Annotated in this window: 13 protein-coding genes; 7 read left to right on the top strand and 6 right to left on the bottom strand. The window is 71.2% G+C overall.

Going from position 1 to position 19,209, the window contains the following annotated elements; genetic code table 11:
- The first annotated feature begins 147 nt into the window (after positions 1 to 147).
- The 4 genes from HTV45_RS28975 to HTV45_RS28960 all read left to right on the top strand — a co-directional run bounded on the left by HTV45_RS28975 (position 148) and on the right by HTV45_RS28960 (position 4,735).
- Entirely contained in the window at positions 148 to 1,905 is a 1,758-nt protein-coding gene (locus tag HTV45_RS28975) for an SDR family oxidoreductase (RefSeq protein ID WP_215208855.1), read from the top strand.
- A 181-nt stretch (positions 1,906 to 2,086) separates the two neighbouring features.
- Positions 2,087 to 2,635, top strand: a complete 549-nt coding sequence (locus HTV45_RS28970; protein WP_215208854.1) for an RNA 2'-phosphotransferase — start codon at positions 2,087 to 2,089, stop codon at positions 2,633 to 2,635.
- 230 nt (positions 2,636 to 2,865) lie between these two features.
- Positions 2,866 to 3,768, top strand: coding sequence for an LLM class flavin-dependent oxidoreductase (locus HTV45_RS28965; protein WP_215208853.1), 903 nt, complete (start codon positions 2,866 to 2,868; stop codon positions 3,766 to 3,768).
- A gap of 79 nt (positions 3,769 to 3,847) precedes the next feature.
- Positions 3,848 to 4,735: an HAD family hydrolase gene (locus HTV45_RS28960; RefSeq protein ID WP_215208852.1), complete on the top strand. Its 888-nt coding sequence runs from the start codon at positions 3,848 to 3,850 to the stop codon at positions 4,733 to 4,735.
- A gap of 4 nt (positions 4,736 to 4,739) precedes the next feature.
- Here HTV45_RS28960 and HTV45_RS28955 read toward each other — a convergent pair whose 3' ends face one another.
- The 5 genes from HTV45_RS28955 to hisC all read right to left on the bottom strand — a co-directional run bounded on the left by HTV45_RS28955 (position 4,740) and on the right by hisC (position 13,335).
- Positions 4,740 to 5,798 (bottom strand): M23 family metallopeptidase, encoded by a 1,059-nt coding sequence (locus HTV45_RS28955; RefSeq protein WP_215208851.1) that lies wholly within the window; start codon positions 5,796 to 5,798, stop codon positions 4,740 to 4,742.
- A 158-nt stretch (positions 5,799 to 5,956) separates the two neighbouring features.
- Positions 5,957 to 9,454, bottom strand: a complete 3,498-nt coding sequence (cydD, locus tag HTV45_RS28950) for a thiol reductant ABC exporter subunit CydD (protein ID WP_215208850.1) — start codon at positions 9,452 to 9,454, stop codon at positions 5,957 to 5,959.
- Positions 9,455 to 9,466: 12 nt separating this feature from the next.
- A complete protein-coding gene (gene cydB, locus HTV45_RS28945) occupies positions 9,467 to 10,471 on the bottom strand; it encodes a cytochrome d ubiquinol oxidase subunit II (RefSeq protein ID WP_215208849.1) in 1,005 nt (334 codons plus the stop codon).
- Positions 10,472 to 10,491: 20 nt separating this feature from the next.
- Positions 10,492 to 11,997 carry a cytochrome ubiquinol oxidase subunit I gene (locus tag HTV45_RS28940; RefSeq protein ID WP_215208848.1) on the bottom strand — a complete coding sequence of 502 codons (1,506 nt, stop codon included), beginning with the start codon at positions 11,995 to 11,997 and terminating at the stop codon, positions 10,492 to 10,494.
- Between the two features lie 258 nt (positions 11,998 to 12,255).
- Complete coding sequence (gene hisC, locus HTV45_RS28935; RefSeq protein ID WP_215208847.1) at positions 12,256 to 13,335, bottom strand: histidinol-phosphate transaminase; 1,080 nt, start codon at positions 13,333 to 13,335, stop codon at positions 12,256 to 12,258.
- Between the two features lie 460 nt (positions 13,336 to 13,795).
- Here hisC and HTV45_RS28930 point away from each other — a divergent pair, with 460 nt between their 5' ends.
- The 3 genes from HTV45_RS28930 to HTV45_RS28920 all read left to right on the top strand — a co-directional run bounded on the left by HTV45_RS28930 (position 13,796) and on the right by HTV45_RS28920 (position 17,679).
- A complete protein-coding gene (locus tag HTV45_RS28930; RefSeq protein ID WP_215208846.1) occupies positions 13,796 to 14,908 on the top strand; it encodes a LacI family DNA-binding transcriptional regulator in 1,113 nt (370 codons plus the stop codon).
- A 632-nt stretch (positions 14,909 to 15,540) separates the two neighbouring features.
- On the top strand, positions 15,541 to 16,632 hold the full coding sequence (locus tag HTV45_RS28925; RefSeq protein ID WP_251692954.1) for a metallophosphoesterase: 1,092 nt from the start codon (positions 15,541 to 15,543) through the stop codon (positions 16,630 to 16,632).
- 183 nt (positions 16,633 to 16,815) lie between these two features.
- Positions 16,816 to 17,679, top strand: coding sequence for a hypothetical protein (locus HTV45_RS28920; RefSeq protein ID WP_215208844.1), 864 nt, complete (start codon positions 16,816 to 16,818; stop codon positions 17,677 to 17,679).
- Positions 17,680 to 17,739: 60 nt separating this feature from the next.
- Here the strand turns inward: HTV45_RS28920 and HTV45_RS28915 are convergent, their stop codons facing one another.
- The gene (locus HTV45_RS28915) at positions 17,740 to 19,143 is read right to left on the bottom strand and encodes a VWA domain-containing protein (protein WP_215208843.1); all 1,404 of its coding nucleotides are present in this window, start codon (positions 19,141 to 19,143) and stop codon (positions 17,740 to 17,742) included.
- Positions 19,144 to 19,209 lie beyond the last annotated feature (66 nt).

The following is a 19,209-nucleotide window of genomic DNA, read 5'->3' as shown; positions in this document are numbered from 1 at the left end:
GCCGTACCACTTGAGTCGTCAGCCCGGAGAGCCGTCTTGTGGTCCCCCTGGAGTCGTACGGGCCCGTAGGGGAAGCCCTGCCTGAGAGCTATACACAGGGCCGGGGCGCCGTTGACGCGTCCTCCGCCGACTGCCACATTCGCCGGTGTGACGCGAATGAGTGGTGCGCGGGAGCGCCGGGTGCGTGCGGGCGGGGTCGAGCTGTGTGTGGCCGAGCTGGGTGATCCCGGCCGGCCGACCGTCGTCCTGGTGCACGGCTATCCCGACAGCAAGGAGGTGTGGTCCGAGGTGGCGCCGCGGCTCGCGGAGCGCTTCCACGTCGTGGCGTACGACGTCCGGGGCCACGGCCGGTCCACGGCACCGCGTCCGCTGCGCGGCGGCTTCACCCTGGAGAAACTGACGGACGACTTCCTGGCCGTCGTGGACGCGGTGAGTCCGGACCGGCCGGTGCATCTGGTGGGGCACGACTGGGGCTCGGTGCAGTCCTGGGAGTTCGTGACGGTCGGGCGCGCCGAAGGACGGATCGCCTCCTTCACCTCGGTGTCGGGACCCTCGCTCGACCACTTCGGACACTGGATCGACCGCAGGGTGAAGCGGCCCACCCCGCGCCGGGTCGGCCAGGTGCTGGGACAGGGCGCGAAGTCCTGGTACATCTACCTGCTGCACACACCCGTGCTGCCGGAATTGGCCTGGCGCGGGCCGCTCGGCAGGGCGTGGCCGCGGATCCTCGAGCATCTCGAGAAGGTGCCCGGCGACGGCTACCCGACCCGCTCCCTGCCGTCGGACGCGGCACACGGCGCCTGGCTCTACCGGGACAACGTGCGCCGTCGGCTGCGCGACCCGCGCGCCGACGCCTACGCGCACGCGCCGGTGCAGCTCATCACGCCCCTGGACGACGTGTTCCTCTCGGAGCGGCTCTACGAGGATCTGGAGCAGTGGGTGCCGCGGCTGACCCGGCGGACGCTGCCGGCCAAACACTGGGTGCCGCGCAGCCGCCCGGACCGGCTGGCGATGTGGATCTCCGACTTCGCGACGTCCGTGGAGAGCGGCCGGCCGGAGACGAGGGCACGGGGCCGGTACGCCGACCGGTTCGGCGGGCGGCTGGTCCTGGTGACCGGAGCGGGCAGCGGCATCGGACGGGCCACCGCGCTCGCGTTCGCCGAGGCGGGCGCGCGCGTGCTGGCGGTGGACCGGGACACGGAGGCCGCGGCCCGCACGGCCGGGGAGGCGCAACGCCGCGGTGCGGTGGAGGCCTGGGCGGAGACGGTGGACGTGTCCGACGCGCAGGCCATGGAGAAGCTCGCGGAGCGGGTGACCGCCGAACACGGGGTGGTGGACATCCTGGTGAACAACGCGGGCATCGGACTCGGCGGCTCCTTCTTCCACACCACCACGGAGGACTGGGAGAAGGTCCTCGACGTCAATCTGTGGGGAGTGATCCACGGCTGCCGGCTCTTCGGACGACGGATGGCCGACCGGGCGCAGGGCGGCCACATCGTGAACGTCGCCTCGGCGGCCGCGTTCCAGCCCTCCAGGGCGCTGCCCGCCTACAGCACGTCGAAGGCCGCGGTGCTGATGCTGAGCGAGTGCCTGCGCGCGGAGCTGGCGGGACAGGGGATCGGCGTGACGGCGATGTGCCCGGGATTCGTCAACACCGCCATCACCTCCACCGCGCGCTTCGCGGGCGCGGACGCCGAGGAGGAGCGGCACCTGCGGAAGCGGACGGCACGCCTGTACGGGCTGCGGAACTACCCGCCGGAGAAGGTCGCCGCAGCGGTCCTGCGAGCGGTGGTGCGCGACGAGGCGGTGGTACCGGTCACCCCGGAGGCCCGCACGGCGTACGCGCTGGCGCGGTGGATGCCCGGGATGCTGCGCAGGATCGCGCGGGTGAAACCGCCGGTGTGAGGCGGCGGGATACGCCGGGGCGGGCGGGGCGCGGGCTGCGGGTGCGGGTGCGGGTGCGGGTGCGGGCCCATTGTCCACAGCGTCTGCCCCTTGGCCTGTGGATAACCACACTTGGCTGTGGATCAAACCCGCTCGACAAAATCGATCGCGTGATGTGTGCTGCGCCCGGCAGTCTGAGCGGATGGACGAAAGACGCACCGTCAAGGTGTCGAAGTACCTCGCCAAGCATCTGCGCCATCAGCCCGAGAGGATCGGGCTCACGCTGGACGAGGGTGGCTGGGTCGAGATCGAGGCGCTGATCGCCGCGGCTTCCGCGCACGGCTTCCGGTTGACCCGGGAGGAACTGGACCACGTCGTCGCCGCCAACGACAAGCAGCGCTTCGCCGTCGAGGGCACCCGGATCCGCGCCAGCCAGGGCCACAGCGTCGCCATCGACCTCGGTCTGCCGACGGCCGCCCCACCGCCGTACCTGTACCACGGCACCGTCGCCCGGACCCTGGGGGCGATCCGGGCCGAAGGGCTGCGGCCCATGAACCGCCACGCCGTGCATCTCTCCGCCGACCGTGAGACGGCCACCCGCGTCGGCGCCCGCCGGGGACGGCCGGTCGTGCTGTCCGTGGACGCGGGCGCGATGCACCGCGACGGCCATGTCTTCCAGATCAGCGCGAACGGCGTATGGCTGATCCCAGCCGTACCGAGCCGTTACCTGCGCTTCCCCGACAGCCGCTGACTCCGCGTGATCGGCCGCCGGGACCACCTCCCCGGCGTCAGGGCCGCCGTCACCACCCGCCGGGTCATCGCCGACCACGGACGTGAGATCACGGTCACCCCTGGCCGTCATCGCTGATCCGGCCGCGCACCCGACCGCGGCGGCGTCCTGTGCCACCCCGGCTGAGCGCACGGCGCGCGCGTGGGCCGGCGTTTCACGTGAAACCTCCGGCGGCGCATAGGCTCGACGCCATGAGCCTGCGTCTGAGCACCGTGATCCTCCCCTATCGCCGCTGGCACGAAGGCAGCCGTTCGGCCTGGATCCGTGCCGAGGAACTCGGTTTCCACACGGGGTACACCTACGACCATCTGTCCTGGCGCAGCTTCCGGGACGGACCGTGGTTCGGCGCTGTCCCGACTCTCACCGCCGCCGCGGGGGTCACCGACCGGATGCGTCTGGGCACCCTCGTGACCTCACCGAACTTCCGGCACCCGGTCACCCTCGCCAAGGAGCTCGTCACCCTCGACGACCTCTCCGGCGGGCGGGTCACGCTGGGCATCGGAGCGGGCGGTACCGGATTCGACGCCACCGCGCTCGGCCAGGAGCCGTGGACCCCGCGCGAGCGTGCCGACCGTTTCGCCGAGTTCGTACCGCTGCTGGACCGGTTGCTCAGCGAGGACTCGGTGTCGTACGAGGGCGACTTCTACGCGGCCCACGAGGCGCGCAACATCCCGGGCTGTGTCCAGCGGCCCCGACTGCCGTTCGCGGTGGCGGCGACCGGGCCGCGCGGACTGAGGCTCGCGGCGCGTCACGGTCAGGCCTGGGTGACCACGGGTGACCCGAGGCTCTACGAGAACGGCACGCCCGAACAGTCGGTTCAGGCCATTCGCGGCCAGGCGGAGAAGCTGGCCGACGCCTGCGCCGAACTCGGACGGGACGTGACCGGCCTGGACAGGATCCTGCTCACCGGTTTCACCCCGGACCGGGCCCGTCCGCTGGAGTCCCTGGACGCCTTCGTCGATTTCGCGGGCCGCCACGCCGAGCTGGGGTTCACCGAGATCGCGGTCCACTGGCCCATTCCGGACTCGGACTTCGCCGCGGACCAGAAGGTCTTCGAACGCATCGCCATGGAGGCCCCGGCGCAGCTGCGCTGACCCACGAGCGGGGCAAGGACCGCTGGTGGGGGGCGGTAACCACTCAGATGTGCGGAGTGCCGCACGGTCGTGCGGGCATATGCGGGACAATGGCCGGGTGACCTCAGCGACCCGACAGCCCGAGACCCCGGCAGCCGCCACTCCACCGCGGCTCATCGCCACCGACCTCGACGGCACGCTGCTGCGTGACGACAAGTCCGTGTCCCCGCGTACCGTCGCCGCGCTGGCCGCCGCCGAGGAGGCGGGCGTCGAGGTCTTCTTCGTCACCGGCCGCCCGGCCCGCTGGATGGACGTGGTCAGCGACCATGTCCACGGGCACGGTCTGGCCATCTGCGGCAACGGCGCGGCCGTCGTCGACCTGCACGGCGGCCCCGGCGACCACCGCTTCGTGAAGGTGCGCGAGCTGCCCCGCCAGAACGCGCTGGACGCGGTACAGCTGCTGCGGGATGCCGCGCCCGGAACCGTGTACGCCGTCGAGCAGACCTACGGCTTCCACCAGGAGCCCGCATACCCGAAGCTGCACATGGAGATCCCGGACACGCTCGCCCCCGCCGAGGAGCTGCTGGCCCCGGACTCCCGCACCGCCGTCGAGCCCGTGCTCAAGATCCTCGCCTACCACCCCGAGCTCGCTCCCGACGCGTTCCTCACCACGGCCCGGATTGCCATCGGGGACCGCGCCAACGTCACCCGCTCCAGCCCCAGCGCCCTGCTGGAGATCAGCGGTCCCGCGGTGTCCAAGGCCAGCACGCTCGCCCTGTGCTGCGCCGAGCGGGGCATCTCGCACGAGGAGGTCGTCGCGTTCGGTGACATGCCGAACGACGTCGAGATGCTGACCTGGGCGGGCCGCTCCTACGCCATGGGCAACGCGCACCCGGACGTGCTCGCCGCCGCCTCGGGCAGCACGGTCGCCAACAACGACGACGGTGTGGCCGTGGTGATCGAGCGGCTGCTGAGCGGGGGTCTCTAGCCGCTCACAGCGACACCCCGTGCCGGGCCAGCCAGGGCACGGGACTCACCGCCGACCCCATCTCCGGAGTGACCCGCACCTCGAAGTGCAGATGTGGCCCCGTGGAGTTGCCGCTGGTGCCGGACTGACCGATCCACTGCCCGGGGGAGACCCGCTCGCCCTGGTCCACGGCGACGGCGGCGAGATGGGCGTACTGGGTGTAGTACCCGCCCGCGTGCTGGACGACGACCTCGATGCCGAAGGCCCCGCCGCAGGACACCTTCACCACCTTGCCGGTACCCACCGCCCGTACCGGCGTGCCGATCGGCACCGCGAAATCCTGCCCGGTGTGCCGGGACGCCCACCGTGTGCCACCGCTGCCGTAGGAGGCGGACAGCTCGTAGGTCTCCACGGGTGCCACCCAGCCGCTGGTGAACCGTGTATCCGGCTGGTCCAGCCGGACCGCGCCGCGGCAGGCACCGGCCGCGACCGAGGCGTCCGCCTGCCCCTGGAGTTTCCACCGCGCCGATTCGAGCTTCGCCTCGATACCGTCCTTCAGATCGGCGAGTTCCGCGTTCCGCTTCTCCAGCTTCTTCCACGCCGCCGCGGCCCTGGCCTCGTTCCTGGCCAGCCGGGCCTCGGCCCGCTCGCTCCGGCCGATCGCCTTGTCCAGCGACACCTCGGCCTGCCGCACCACCCGCTGACCGCGCATCAGCTGCTCGGGGTCGTCCGCGAGCAGCATGTGCGCGGTGAGCGGCAGCCCGCCGCCGTCCCGGTACTGGGAACTGGCGATCCGGCCGAGGTCCTCGTGCAGGCCGGCCATGTCCCGCCGCTCCCGGTCGAGCCGCTCTTCCAGTTCGTGCGCCCTGTTCCGCTGCCTCTCCGCCTCGCGGCGCCCTGCCTCGTACCGTTCGGTCGCCGTGGCCGCTTCCTCGTACAGCCGTGCCACCTCCGCGCTGACGCCGGAGGCGGAGCCGTGACCGGGCGCGTGGGGCCCGTCACCGTCGGCGGGCCGGGCGGCGAGCACGGCGAGCGCACACAACGGCACGGCGACGAGCAGCGGATGGCGGCGGGTGAAGCGCATGAACGCGATCCTGGCCCCGCCCGGCCGCCCGGTCCTGTTCACGTCGTGCACATGGGGGAGCACGGCCCCCGGACGGGCCATGGGTACCGCCGAACAGCGGTATGGGCCTCCCGTCCTGACACCATGTCACGCTGCGGCTCGTCCCGTCGGCCCAGGCACTAACGGGGCGACACCAGCAGATCCGTCTCCTCCTCCCGCCGTGCCATCATGCGCAACGGGCCGTCCATGGAGACGAGTTCCGTGTATGGCCCCCGCTGCACCACCCGACCCGCGTCCAGGACGACGACCTCGTCGACCGACTCCAGACCGGCCAGCCGATGGGTGATGAGCAGCGTCGTGCGTCCCTCGGTGGCGGCCAGCAGATCGGCGGTGAGCTCGTCGGCGGTCGCCAGGTCAAGGTGTTCCGCCGGTTCGTCCAGCACCAGGACGGGGAAGTCCGCGAGGAGCACCCGAGCCAGTGCCAGCCGCTGCCGCTGCCCGCCGGACAGCCGTGCGCCGTGCTCACCGACGAGCGTGTCGAGCCCGTCGGGCAGTTGGCCGACCCAGTCCAGCAGCCGGGCCCGGCCGAGTGCGTGGCGCAGTTCCTCCTCGGTCGCGCTCTTCCTGGCGAGGAGCAGGTTCTCCCGTAGGGAGCTGTTGAAGAGATGCGCGTCCTGGGCGCACAGTCCCACCAGCCGCCGGACGTCGTCGCCGTCCAGAGCGCGGGCGTCCACACCGGCCAGCGTGTACGAGCCCGCGCCCGGGTCCAGGAACCGCAGCAGCACCTGGGCGAGCGTCGTCTTGCCCGATCCGGAGTGGCCGACGACCGCGATACGGCGGCCACGTTCCAGGGTGAGGTCCAGCCCTGCGAGCGCGTCCTGTTCCTGGCCGGTGTGCCGGGCGGTCAGCCCCTTGACCACCAGCGGGAACGGCGAGACGGGCGTCTGCCGGGGCGACTCCGGCTCCCGTACGGGCACCGGGGCGTCGAGCACCTCGTACACCCGCTCGGCGCTGCGACGCACCCTCTGCCGGTACTGCACGGCGAGCGGCATGCCCAGGACGGCCTCGAAGGCGGCCAGCGGGGTGAGGATCACCACGGCCAGCGCCACTCCGCCGAGCCGGCCGGTGGCCACCGCCTCGGCACCCACGAGCGCGGCGGCCGCGACGGTCAGCCCCGAGATCAGCGCGGTGAGCCCGTCACCGAGTGCGGTGGCGGTCGAGGTGCGCGAGGCGATCCGGGTGAGCGTGTCGTCCGCCCGGCGCGCCTCGGCGGCCCGCTCGGGCAGGGCGCCGGCGACCGTCAGCTCCGCGGTCCCGGTGAGCAGATCGGTCACCCGGGTCGAAAGGATGCCCCGGGCCGGTGCCAGCCTGCGTTCCGCCCGGCGGGCGACGGTACCGGTCAGCAGGGGCACCCCGACGCCCGCCGCCAGCAGCCCGGCCGCGAGCACGGCACCCGCCTCGGGCAGCAGCCACGCCGTGAAGCCGACGGACAGGGCGGAGACGACGGCGGCCGCGCCGGCCGGCAGCAGCCAGCGCAGCCAGTAGTCCTGGAGCGCGTCCACGTCCGAGACCAGCCGGGCCAGCAGATCGCCCCGGCGGGCGCCGCGCAGTCCGGCGGGCGCCAGCCGCTCCAGCCGCCGGTACACGGCGACCCGGGTGTCGGCCAGCATGCGCAGAACGGCGTCGTGCGACACGAGCCGCTCGGCATAGCGGAACACGGCCCGGCCGATACCGAAGGCCCGGGTCGCCGTCACGGCCACCATCAGATACAGCACGGGCGGCTGTTGGGACGCCCGCGAGATGAGCCATCCCGAGGTCGCCATGAGTCCGACCGCGCTGCCCAGGGCGAGGGTGCCCAACAGCAGCGCGAGGGTGATCCTCCCCCGCCGGGCGCCGGACAGGCCGCGGACGCGGGCGAGGACACCGCCCTGGACGGGTTCCGGGTCCCCGGACCCCGCGGGAGCGCTGTCCGGTACGGGACGGGTGCCGGCGGCCCCCGCGGGGCCGGGCGTCCGGGGTGCGGACTCCTCGTGTCCTGCGGTGGAGGCCGGTTCCTCGAGCCGTACCACCCGGTCCGCCACGGCCAGCAGAGCCGGACGGTGCACCACCAGCAGCACGGTTCGTCCTGCCGTCAGCCGCCGTACCGCCGACACGATCTCCGCCTCGGTGGCGCCGTCCAATGCGGCCGTCGGCTCGTCGAGCAGAAGGACGGGCCGGTCGGCGAGGAACGCCCGGGCCAGCGCCAGGCGCTGCCGCTGACCGGCGGACAACCCCGCTCCGTCCTCGCCCAGCACGGTTTCCGCGCCCTCCGGCAGCACGTCCACGAACGTCAGGGCCTCCGCGTCCCGCAGGGCACGCCGCACGGCGTCGTCGTCCGCGCCGGGCCGGGCCAGCCGTACGTTCTCCGCGATCGTCCCGGCGAACAGATGCGGCCGCTGCGGCACCCAGGCGACGCGGCCGTGCCACTCGGCGAGGTCCAGTCCGGCGAGATCGGCACCCCCGATCCGCACCCGCCCCCCGGTGGGCCGGACAAAGCCGAGCAGCGCGTTCAGCAGCGTCGACTTGCCCGCCCCGCTCGGTCCGACGAGCGCGACCGTCTCGCCGGGCTCGACGGTGAAGGACACGTCCGTCACGGCGTCCGCGGACCGGCCGCGGTAGCGGACCGTCACCTCCTCGAAGGAGACGGCACCCGCCGGTACCGCGCCCTTCCCGGGCTCGGGGACGGGTGTCTCCAGCACGGAGAAGATCTCCTCGGCCGCTCCGAGGCCCTCCGCGGCCGCGTGGTACTGGGCCCCCGCCTGTCGCAACGGCAGGTAGGCCTCGGGCGCCAGGATCAGAACGAGCAGGCCGGTGTAGAGGTCCATGTCGCCGTACACGAGCCGCATCCCGATCGTCACGGCGACCAGTGCCACCGAGAGCGTGGCGAGCAGTTCCAGCGCGAAGGAGGAGATGAAGGCGATCCGCAGCGTCCGCATGGTCGCCCGCCGGTACTCCGCGGTGATCTGCCGGATCGACTCCGCCTGGGCCTTGGCCCGCCCGAACACCTTCAGCGTCGGCAGTCCGGCGACGACGTCCAGGAAGTGGCCGGACAGCCGGGAGAGCATCAGCCACTGACGGTCCATCCGGGACTGGGTGACCCAGCCGATCAGCACCATGAAGACTGGGATGAGCGGCAGAGTCCCCACGATGATCGCCGCCGAGACCCACTCCTCGGTGACGATCCGTGCCAGCACCGCCACCGGTACGACCACGGCGAGCCCCAACTGGGGGAGGTAACGCGAGAAGTAGCCGTCGAGGGCGTCGACTCCCCGGGTCGCCAGGGTGACCAGTGATCCGGTGCGCTGTCCGCCCAGCCACTCCGGCCCCAGTGCCGCCGCCCGCTCCAGCAGGCGGCCCCTCAGCTCCGATTTCACCGCGGCGCTCGCCCGGTGGGCGGCCAGCTCGGTGAGCCAGCCGACCAGACCTCGGCCGGCAGCGACGACGGCGAGCAGCAGCAGGGGAGCGCCGAGGTCGCCGGCGGACAGGCCGTCCTCGAAGGCGCCCACCACGATCTCGGCGATGAGCATGGCCTGGGCGATGACCAGCACCGCACCGACGGCCCCGAGTCCGACGACCGCCACCAGGAAGCCTCGGGTGGCGCGGGCGTACCGGAGCAGTCGTGGATCGATTGGTTTCACGTGAAACACACCTCAGTGCACGGGATCGGCGATGTGCTGGGTACCGATCCGCTTGCGGAACACCCAGTACGTCCAGCCCTGGTAGACCACCACCACCGGAGTGGCGATCACCGCGAGCCAGGTCATGATCTTCAGGGTGTAGGGGCTGGAGGAGGCGTTGGTGACGGTGAGGTTCCAGTCCGCGTCGAGCGTGGACGGCATGACGTTCGGGAACAGCGTCAGGAAGAGCATCGCCACGGCTGCCACGATGGTGACGCCGGACAGGGCGAACGACCATCCCTCGCGTCCGGCCTGATTCGCCAGCAGGGCGGCGACCAGCGAGGCGACCGCCACGGCCAGCGCGACCAGGCTGCTGCCGTCACCGTTGTCGGCCTGCGTCCAGAGCAGGAACGCCGACGCCAGCGCAGCGGTGACGAGTCCCACCCGCAGGGCCAGCTTCCGTGCCCGTTCCCGGATCTCGCCCACCGTCTTCAGGGCCGTGAACACCGTGCCGTGGAAGGTGAACAGGGTCAGGGTGACCAGCCCGCCCAGCAGGGCGTAGGGGTTGAGCAGGTCCCAGACGGTACCCACGTACTCGAAATCCGCGTCGATCTTCACGCCGTGCACGATGTTGCCGAAGGCCACGCCCCACAGGAATGCCGGGAGGAGCGAGGTCCAGAAGATCGCCGTCTCCCAGTTGCGCTGCCAGTTCTCCTCCGGCCGCTTCGCCCGGTACTCGAAGGCGACACCTCGGACGATCAGGCAGACGAGGATGAGCAGCAGGGGCAGGTAGAAGCCGGAGAAGAGCGTGGCGTACCACTCGGGGAAGGCGGCGAAGGTCGCGCCGCCGGCCGTGAGCAGCCACACCTCGTTGCCGTCCCAGACGGGGCCGATGGTGTTGATCAGCACTCGTTTTTCGGTGCGGTCCCGGGCGAGCAGCCGGGTGAGGATCCCCACCCCGAAGTCGAAGCCCTCCAGGAAGAAGTAGCCGGTCCACAGGACGGCGATCAGGACGAACCAGACGTCGTGCAGTTCCATGACTGTGCGGCTCCCTCGGCCTAGTACGAGAAGGCCATCGGCTTGTCGGCGTCACGTATGTCGCCGCCGAGCTTCGTGGGCGGGTTGAGATCGGACTCGCTGAGTTCGGGCGGCCCGGCCTTGACGTACTTGGCGAGCAGCCTGACCTCGATGACGGCCAGGACGGCGTAGAGCAGGGTGAAGACGGACATCGAGGTGATGACCTCGGCGGTGGACACTCCGGGGGAGACCGCGTCCTCGGTCCGCATCACGCCGTAGACGACCCAGGGCTGACGGCCCATCTCGGTGAAGATCCAGCCCCAGGCGTTGGCGATCAGCGGGAACGCCATGGTCCACACGGCCAGCAGCCAGTACAGCCGGGCCGGCCGGGGCCCGAGCGGGTTCTTGAGCAGGACCAGGCGCGGCACCTCGTCCTCCCCGGTGCGGTGGGCGGCCGGCAGCAGGAACTTCTTCCGGGTGAGCCAGAGCCCCAGCAGACCGAGCGAGAAGGACGCCATGCCGAAGCCGATCATCCAGCGGAAGCCCCAGTAGGCGACCGGCACGATGGGCTTGTAGTCACCGGGGCCGAACTTCTCCTGCAGGGCCTCGTTGGTGTCGTTGATGCCGGGCACATACGACTCGAAGTCGCTGTGCGCGAGGAAGGACAGCAGTCCGGGGATCTCCAGGGCAACCTCGTTGTGCCCCTTGTCGACGTCCCCGTAGGCGAACAGGGAGAAGGGTGCGGGTTCCTCGCCGTCCCACAGGGCCTCGGCGGCGGCCATCTTCATCGGCTGCTGCTCGTACATGACCTTGCCGAGGGTGTCGCCGCTGATCGCGGTGAACAGACCGCCGACCGCCAGGGTGACCAGGCCGAGGCGGAGCGATGTCCGCATCACCGCGATGTGCTTCTTGCGCATGAGGTGGAAGGCGGCGATGCCCACCATGAAGGCGCCACCGGTCAGGAAGGCCGCCGAGAAGCTGTGGAACACCTGGTTGAGCGTGGTGTTCTGGGTGAGCACCAGCCAGAAGTCGGTGAGCTCGGCGCGGCCCTTCTCCTCGTTGATCCGGTAGCCGACCGGGTGCTGCATCCAGGAGTTGGCGGCGAGGATGAAGTACGCCGACAGCAGGGTGCCGATCGAGACCATCCAGATACAGGCCAGGTGGATCTTCTTGGGCAGCTTGTCCCAGCCGAATATCCACAGGCCGATGAAGGTGGACTCGAAGAAGAAGGCGATCAGGGCCTCGAACGCGAGCGGGGCACCGAACACGTCACCGACGAACCGCGAGTAGTCGGACCAGTTCATGCCGAACTGGAACTCCTGCACGATGCCGGTGACCACGCCCATCGCGATGTTGATCAGGAAGAGCTTGCCCCAGAACTTCGTCGCTCTGAGGTACTTCTCCTTGTCCGTCCGCACCCAGGCGGTCTGCAGCCCCGCGACAAGGGCCGCCAGCGAGATCGTCAGGGGGACGAAGAGGAAGTGGTAGACGGTGGTGATACCGAACTGCCATCGCGCCAGGGTCTCCGGCGCCAGAGCCAGCTCCACGTCGTCGCTCCTTACTCAGCGGCGGTCACGGCGACCGCTTGATCCCGTTCCTCCCCCACAACTCGGAAAAACGGGATGCGCTTGTGAACGCGTTCACATTCACAAGCAATTATGACCTACCGATTTTCCGACCTGGAAGGGGGGTCCTGTGTGATGTCGGCCCCTCCGACGACTGCCGTTCCGGCACACACGGAGGCGGCCGGCGGAAGACCGCCGACCGCCTGGACGTACGCGCGGGCCGGAGCCCTCCCGCACGGGTCAGAGCTCCTTGCGGAAGTTCCCCGTCACCTTCAGGAAGATGTCGTTGGCCTCGGTCTCCCCGATCGTGACCCGCACACCCTCCCCGGCGAACGGCCGGACGACCACACCCGCCTGCTCGCACGCCCGCGCGAACGGCATCGTGTGCTCCCCCAGACGCAGCCACACGAAGTTGGCCTGGGTCTCCGGCACCGTCCAGCCCTGGGCCCGCAGCGCGTCCGTCACCCGGTTGCGCTCACACACCAGTGAGCCGACCCGGCCGATCAGCTCGTCCTCGGCCCGCAGCGAGGCGACCGCCGCGTCCTGCGCGATCTGGCTCACCCCGAACGGCACCGCTGTCTTGCGCAGTGCCGCGGCCACGGGCTCGTGGGCGATGGCGAAGCCGACCCGCAGCCCCGCCAGACCGTACGCCTTGGAGAAGGTCCGCAGGACGCAGACGTTGGGCCGCTCACGGTAGATCTCGACGCCGTCCGGCACCTCGGTGTCCCGGATGAACTCGCGATAGGCCTCGTCGAGCACCACCAGGACGTCACCGGGCACCCGGTCGAGGAAACGCTCCAGCCCGGCCCGCCGCACCACCGTGCCGGTGGGGTTGTTCGGGTTGCAGACGAAGATGAGCCGGGTCCGGTCGGTGATCGCGTCGGCCATCGCGTCCAGATCGTGCACATCGCCCGGCGTCAGCGGCACCTGCACCGACGTGGCACCGCTGATCTGCGTGATGATCGGATACGCCTCGAAGGAGCGCCACGCGTAGATCACCTCATCACCGGGGCCGGAGGTCGCCTGCAACAGCTGCTGGGCGACACCGACCGAACCGGTACCGGTGGCCACGTGGGACGCGGGCACGCCGAACCGCTCGGACAGCTCTGCCATCAGGGCCGTACAGGCCATGTCCGGGTAGCGGTTGAAAGCGGCGGCCGAGGCGGCCACGGTCTCCATCACACCCGGCAGCGGCGGGTACGGGTTCTCGTTGGAGGACAGCTTGTACGCCACCGGGCCGCCGGCCGCCGCCGGCTTGCCCGGCTTGTACGTGGGGATCCCCTCCAGCTCGGCGCGCAGCCTGGGGCTCGTCTCGGTCACCGCAGTCCTCCTCGTGAAGACCGGCGGCCCATGACCGCCGCCGACATCCAATACTGCTCACCTTATGAGGATTCGGCGTCGCTGCGTAGAGGAGCGGCGGGGGCACCCATGGTTGAGCGCGAGAGGCACACACGCCCGGCCCGTCACAGCAGCAACAGGGGCAACATCACCCGAAGGGGTAGGAACGGCGCACGCACCGGGGGCGCGCCCTACATATATCTACGCGCCGGTGGTTCACGCCGTGGCGCGCATCCCCCGTGCAGGTGAGTTGAGACCTCTTCGCAACATCGCACCCTCGGCAGGCCCGCACGCGTCGACACGTCAGATCTTGCCATTGGAACGTTCAACACCCTTTATTTCTCATGGGATTACCTCTTAATGATCATGCAGAAACGTGCCTGTCAATGCGTGCATATGCGTCCGCCCTACCCCACCACATGAGCCCTACTATCGGCTCGCCATGACAGCAGCAGGGAAGCACCAGGTGAGCCGCGCGGAAACCTCACGCCGAGGCAACCGGCCGGGTCGAGCGGGCATCAGGGACGTGGCCGCCGCCGCCGGAGTCTCCATCACGACCGTCTCCGACGCCCTCAACGGCAAGGGCCGGCTCCCGGACGTCACCCGGCGCCACGTCCGCGAAGTGGCCGACAGACTGGGGTACCGCCCCTCGGCCGCCGCCCGTACGCTCCGCACCGGGAAGTCCGGACTCATCGGCCTGACCGTGACGACGTACGGGGATGAACCTTTCACCTTCACCGAGTTCGCGTACTTCGCCGAGATGGCGCGCGCCGCCACCTCCGCCGCGCTCGACCGCGGCTACGCCCTCGTCATCCTGCCCGCGACCTCCCGCCACGACGTGTGGTCCAACGTCGCCCTGGACGGCACCGTCGTCATCGACCCCTCCGACCAGGATCCGGTGGTCAGCGAGCTGGTCCGCCAGGGCTTACCGGTCGTCTCCGACGGACGCCCGGCCGGTTCCCTGCCGGTCACGGCCTGGGTCGACAACGATCACGAGGCCGCCGTCCTCGGCATCCTCGACCACCTCGCCGACGCGGGCGCCCGCCGGATCGGTCTGCTCACCGGCACGACCACGGACACCTACACCCACCTGTCGACCACCGCGTATCTGCGCTGGTGCGAGCGGGTGGGCCAGGATCCGGTGTACGAGGCCTACCCGGCGCACGATCCGTGCGCGGGCGCCGTCGCCGCCGACCGGCTGCTCGCCCGTCCCGATCGTCCCGACGCCGTGTACGGCCTGTTCGACCCGAACGGCACCGATCTGCTCGCCGCCGCCCGCCGGTACGGCCTGCGCGTGCCCGAAGACCTGCTGCTCGTCTGCTGCAGCGAGTCCACCGTCTACGCCAACACCGAACCGCCGGTCACCACGCTCTCCCTCAAGCCTCGCCGTATCGGCACGGCGGTGATCCAGTTGCTCATCGACGCCATCGAGGGGGGCGCCGCGGACCGGCCGGTGGAGCAGGTCATACCGACCGAACTGATCGTGCGCACCTCCTCGCAGCGCCGCCCGCCCCGGACGACGGTCAGCCCGCCGAGGTCTCCGAAGGGCACGTGAGACCGGGGCTCCGGGTGACGTCGTACGGCACCCGGGGAGCGGAAAGGCTCGCGGATGCCTGCTCGCGGAGGAACGGGTCCAGGGCGGCTCCGGCGGACGGGCCGGCCGCATGGGGAGAAACCGGTCCGCGCGGGAACACGGGGACCTACGCGCGCCGGCAGTGCGGCCGTCTGCGGCTACGTGCGGCACAGCGCAGGGCCGGTCGGGGCGCGGACGGGCGCCTCCGGCGACGGGGCGCGGCGAGGTGGCGCGTGGTGGGGCGCGGCAAGCTGCAGCGTGGCGGGCGCGGCAAGGTGGGGCGCGCGACGGGGGCGGTCGGTCCGACGGGCGAAGGCGCGCGACGACGATCGCCCGGCCGCGGGGGGCGCTCCCCCAGGGGCGGCACCCCCGCGGCCGGGCGGGTGACCAAGACAACCCCGGCCGGAGGCGGGCGGGTGACGAAGACGGACATCGCACGGAGACCGGGCGACCACAGAACGGCGCAAAGGGGACGAAGAGTGCGTCGAACCGGAGTCTTGCTCCGATTCACCACCCCTGGGTCATCACACAGCGCGATCCGCATTCCTATGATGGGCCCACGACACCGCGGGCCGCTGCGACCAGGCAGTCCGACGCGGTGCAGACGCGGCGCGATGGTGGAGGGGTCGATGACTCAGGGGGCCGGTCAGGGACCCGCGGTGGAGCGGACGGCGACGTTGCGCGACTTCCGGGTGCCCGCTTACGTCCACGAGACCGGTCCGTATGCCCAGAGCGCGCACCCCGGTGACACCGCCCCGCCCGCCGAGGAGGCGTACCCGGAGGGGTACACACCCACCCAGCGGGACCTCCCCGTCATCAACCGGGGCGACACTGTTCAGGTGACCGTCGAGCCCGTGCCCGCCCCCATGCAGCAGCCCACCACCGGCAAGGGCCCGCTGTACGTGGTCGGCGACGTCCACGGCTACCTCGACGAACTGCTGGCCGCCCTCCAGGAACAGGGCCTCGTCGACTCGGCAGGCACGTGGTGCGCCGGCACCGCGCGGCTGTGGTTCCTCGGCGACTTCACCGACCGCGGTCCGGACGGCATCGGCGTCATCGACCTCGTGATGCGGCTGTCCGCCGAGGCCGCCGCCGCCGGCGGCTACTGCAAGGCCCTCATGGGCAACCACGAGCTGCTGCTGCTCGGGGCCAAGCGGTTCAACGACACCCCCGTCAACTCCGGGGCCGGCACCGCCACCTTCCAGGCGGCCTGGCTGCTCAACGGCGGCCAGAAGACCGACATGGACCGCCTCCAGGACCACCACCTGCAGTGGATGGCCCGCCTGGACGCCGTGGAGGAGGTCGACGGCCATCTGCTGCTCCACTCCGACACCACCGCCTACCTCGACTACGGCCGCTCCATCGAAGAGGTCAACGACACCGTCCGCGAGACGATCACCCGCAACGACGCCGACGAGGTCTGGGACCTGTTCCGCAAGTTCACCAAGCGGTTCTCCTTCCGTGACGAGGGCGGCGCCGACGCGGTGCGCTCCCTGCTGGATACGTACGGCGGCACCCGGGTCGTTCACGGCCACAGCCCCATTCCGTACCTGCTGGGCGAAGTCGGCTCCGAGGACGGCGAGGATGACGGCGGTCCCGTGGTCGCCGGACCGCACGTCTACGCCGACGGTCTCGCCATCGCCATGGACGGCGGGGTCACCATGGCCGGAAAACTGCTGGTCCAGAAGCTGCCGCTGAACGACTGAGCGTTCCACGAGCCGCTCTCCGGCGATCCGTGGCCGCACCACGCGGACGGCGAATTCGGTAAACCCCCTGTCACCGCGTGCCGTCACCGCTCTACCATCGGCTTATCCGTAGCAGGCTCCCCTCCGTTTCTGCCCGACGGCTCGTCAGCATGCCGAGCCCCAAGCCCTACGGAGCATCGGGGGATGCACATGAACAGCGTTCCGCAGCACCTGATGAGCGAGGACCGCCAGGAATACGAGCGGGTTCTCGATGAGGCGCTGCGCTCCGCACCACACAACCCGCAACTGGCCGCTCTCGGACAGCGGCTCAACTCGGAACAACTGCGCACGATGGCGCTGAACGCGAGCGCCATCATCACCGCGGCCGCGGGGACCGAGTACCAGCACTATGTGAAGATCCGTGAGGAACTGCGCCGGCCACCGTCCGCGTCGGCCGTCCGTGACTCCGGCTCCGCCGAGCCGGGAACGGGCTCGGCGGGGCTCGCCGCCACCATGGGCGAGGTCGTGGAGACGGCCGGGGCCGGCGCGGTGGCCGTGGTCGCCGTCCTGGCTCCCGTGCTGGCCGGAACCGCCGCCGCGATCTTCCTGCTGGTCGGCGCCGTCTTGCGGATGGTCCAGCCCGATGCCGCGTTCGCCCGGACCATGCTCACCACGGGATGGGTGTTCGGCGCGGTGACGGCGGTCGCCATCCTCGTCGCCGCCGTGGGGCTGCTGATCACCGCGCTGCGCAACAAGCCCTCCGCGCTCGGCGGCGTGTACCGCGAACTCGACGAGGAGGTCACTGCCGCCAGGGACGCCTGGCGGGACGCCCTGCTGGAGCGGGGGATCCTGCCGTTCCTGCGGGACGCCCTCACCGATCCGGCGGCCGCCGCCGCGCTGCAGCACACGGCCCCGCCCGCACCGACCAACCGGATGCCGCACCTCGGATACGGCCGGCCGGGATTCTCCAGCCCCGGTGAGGGCAGTGCGCGCGGCACCCGGCCGAGCTACTCCAGTCCGGACTACTCCAGCCCGGACTTCGGGGGCCCGGAGCATCCGCCGGAGTAGGCAGGACAGCCGGAGGGACGGGTGGGATCCCGAGAGGCCGGTTCGTCGTCGGACCGGCCCTCAGAGGATGCCCGCACGCCCCGCGGCCGTGATCCACAGGGGGAACTCGGAGAGGAGCCGGTCGTACAACTCGGCGTCGGGGACGGTGGTGATGTCGTCCACCGCGAAGAAGCCGACGTTGTCGACACGGCGTCCGGGCAGCGTGTCGAACCGTTCCAGCACGCCGTAGTCGGACCTGCCCAGGCCGACGAACTGCCAGAAGACGGGCTCCTCCACAGCCTCGCGGAGCTCGCGTTCGATCTCCTTGTTGCGGTAGACGCCGCCGTCGGAGAAGAACAGCACGAGTGTCGGAGCGGACGCCCGATGCTCCCGCACGAACGCGCGCACCTCGGAGATGACCTTCTGCTCCTCGTTCTGGATACCGACGTCCCGCATGTCGACCTGGCTGGGGTCCAGTCCCTTCTTCCGCCCGCGCCGGAACAGGCTCATCTCCCCCACCCGCACATGCAGCCGCAGCCAGTCGGGAAGTTCACCGAGCCGCAGATCCGGCAACCGGGCCGGGCTCGAGGCGAAGGTCCAGGCCTGCATCTCCCCGTCGTCGTCCAGTTGCGCCGCCACCGCGGCCATCCGTTCGACGACATCGGTCACGATGCCTCTGGAGTACAGCGGGGACATGGACCCGGAGGCGTCCAGCACAAGGATGACGCGCGCCGTGACCCCGGCGGCCCCGTGCTTGCGCAGACTGACCGCCACCTGCTCCTTGCGCAGCGACAGCCGCTTGCGCATGTCGACGGGCAGCCTTTCCTCGCCCTTGGTGAGCCGGGGGGTGGCCGCCGGCGCCGCGGCGGGCGGGGAGGACGGGACGGTGGGCGGAGGGGGAGACACGGGCGGCGGCGCCACCGGGGCCGCGGCCGGGGCGGCCGCCGGGACGGGATCGTCCACGGTGATGCCGAAGTCCGTCGCCAGCCCGGCCAGCCCTGCCGCGTACCCCTGTCCGACCGCGCGGAACTTCCACCGTCCCTGCCGCCGGTACAACTCACCGCCGATGAACGCGGTCTCGGTCCCCGCGTCCATGTCGAACCGTGCGATCTCGGCTCCCGACCCGGCGTCGAGCAGCCGGAGTACCAGGCCCGGCACCTGGCCGAACGTCCCGCCATCGGCCGACGCGCACAGCGCGATCCGCTCGACGGCCGGTTCGACCGCACCCAGCTCCACCTCGACGGTGTCGGTCGCGGTACCGGTGGCGCTCCGCTTCCCGAGGTGGGTCACGGCACCCGTCGCATGCCGCGGCTGGTTGTAGAAGACGAAGTCCCCGTCGTCCCGCACCCGCCCGGCCTCCGTGAGCAGAAGCGCCGAGGCATCGATGTCCGGCACCCCGGCCCCGGCCGTCCATGCGAGCTCAGCACGCACCACGCGGGCTTCGACGGGAAGATTGGACCCTTTGCTCATCGGACTAGCTGTCATGGGGCCAGTCTGCCCACCCGGCCCGCCGGAGGTGAGGGGGACCCGCCCGGAGCAGGCCGGTCCCGC

The organism is Streptomyces sp. CHD11 (assembly GCF_018638295.1).
GTDB lineage: Bacteria > Actinomycetota > Actinomycetes > Streptomycetales > Streptomycetaceae > Streptomyces.
Note: the sequence above shows the minus strand (reverse complement) of the source record. Positions and strands in the feature narration are given on the sequence as shown.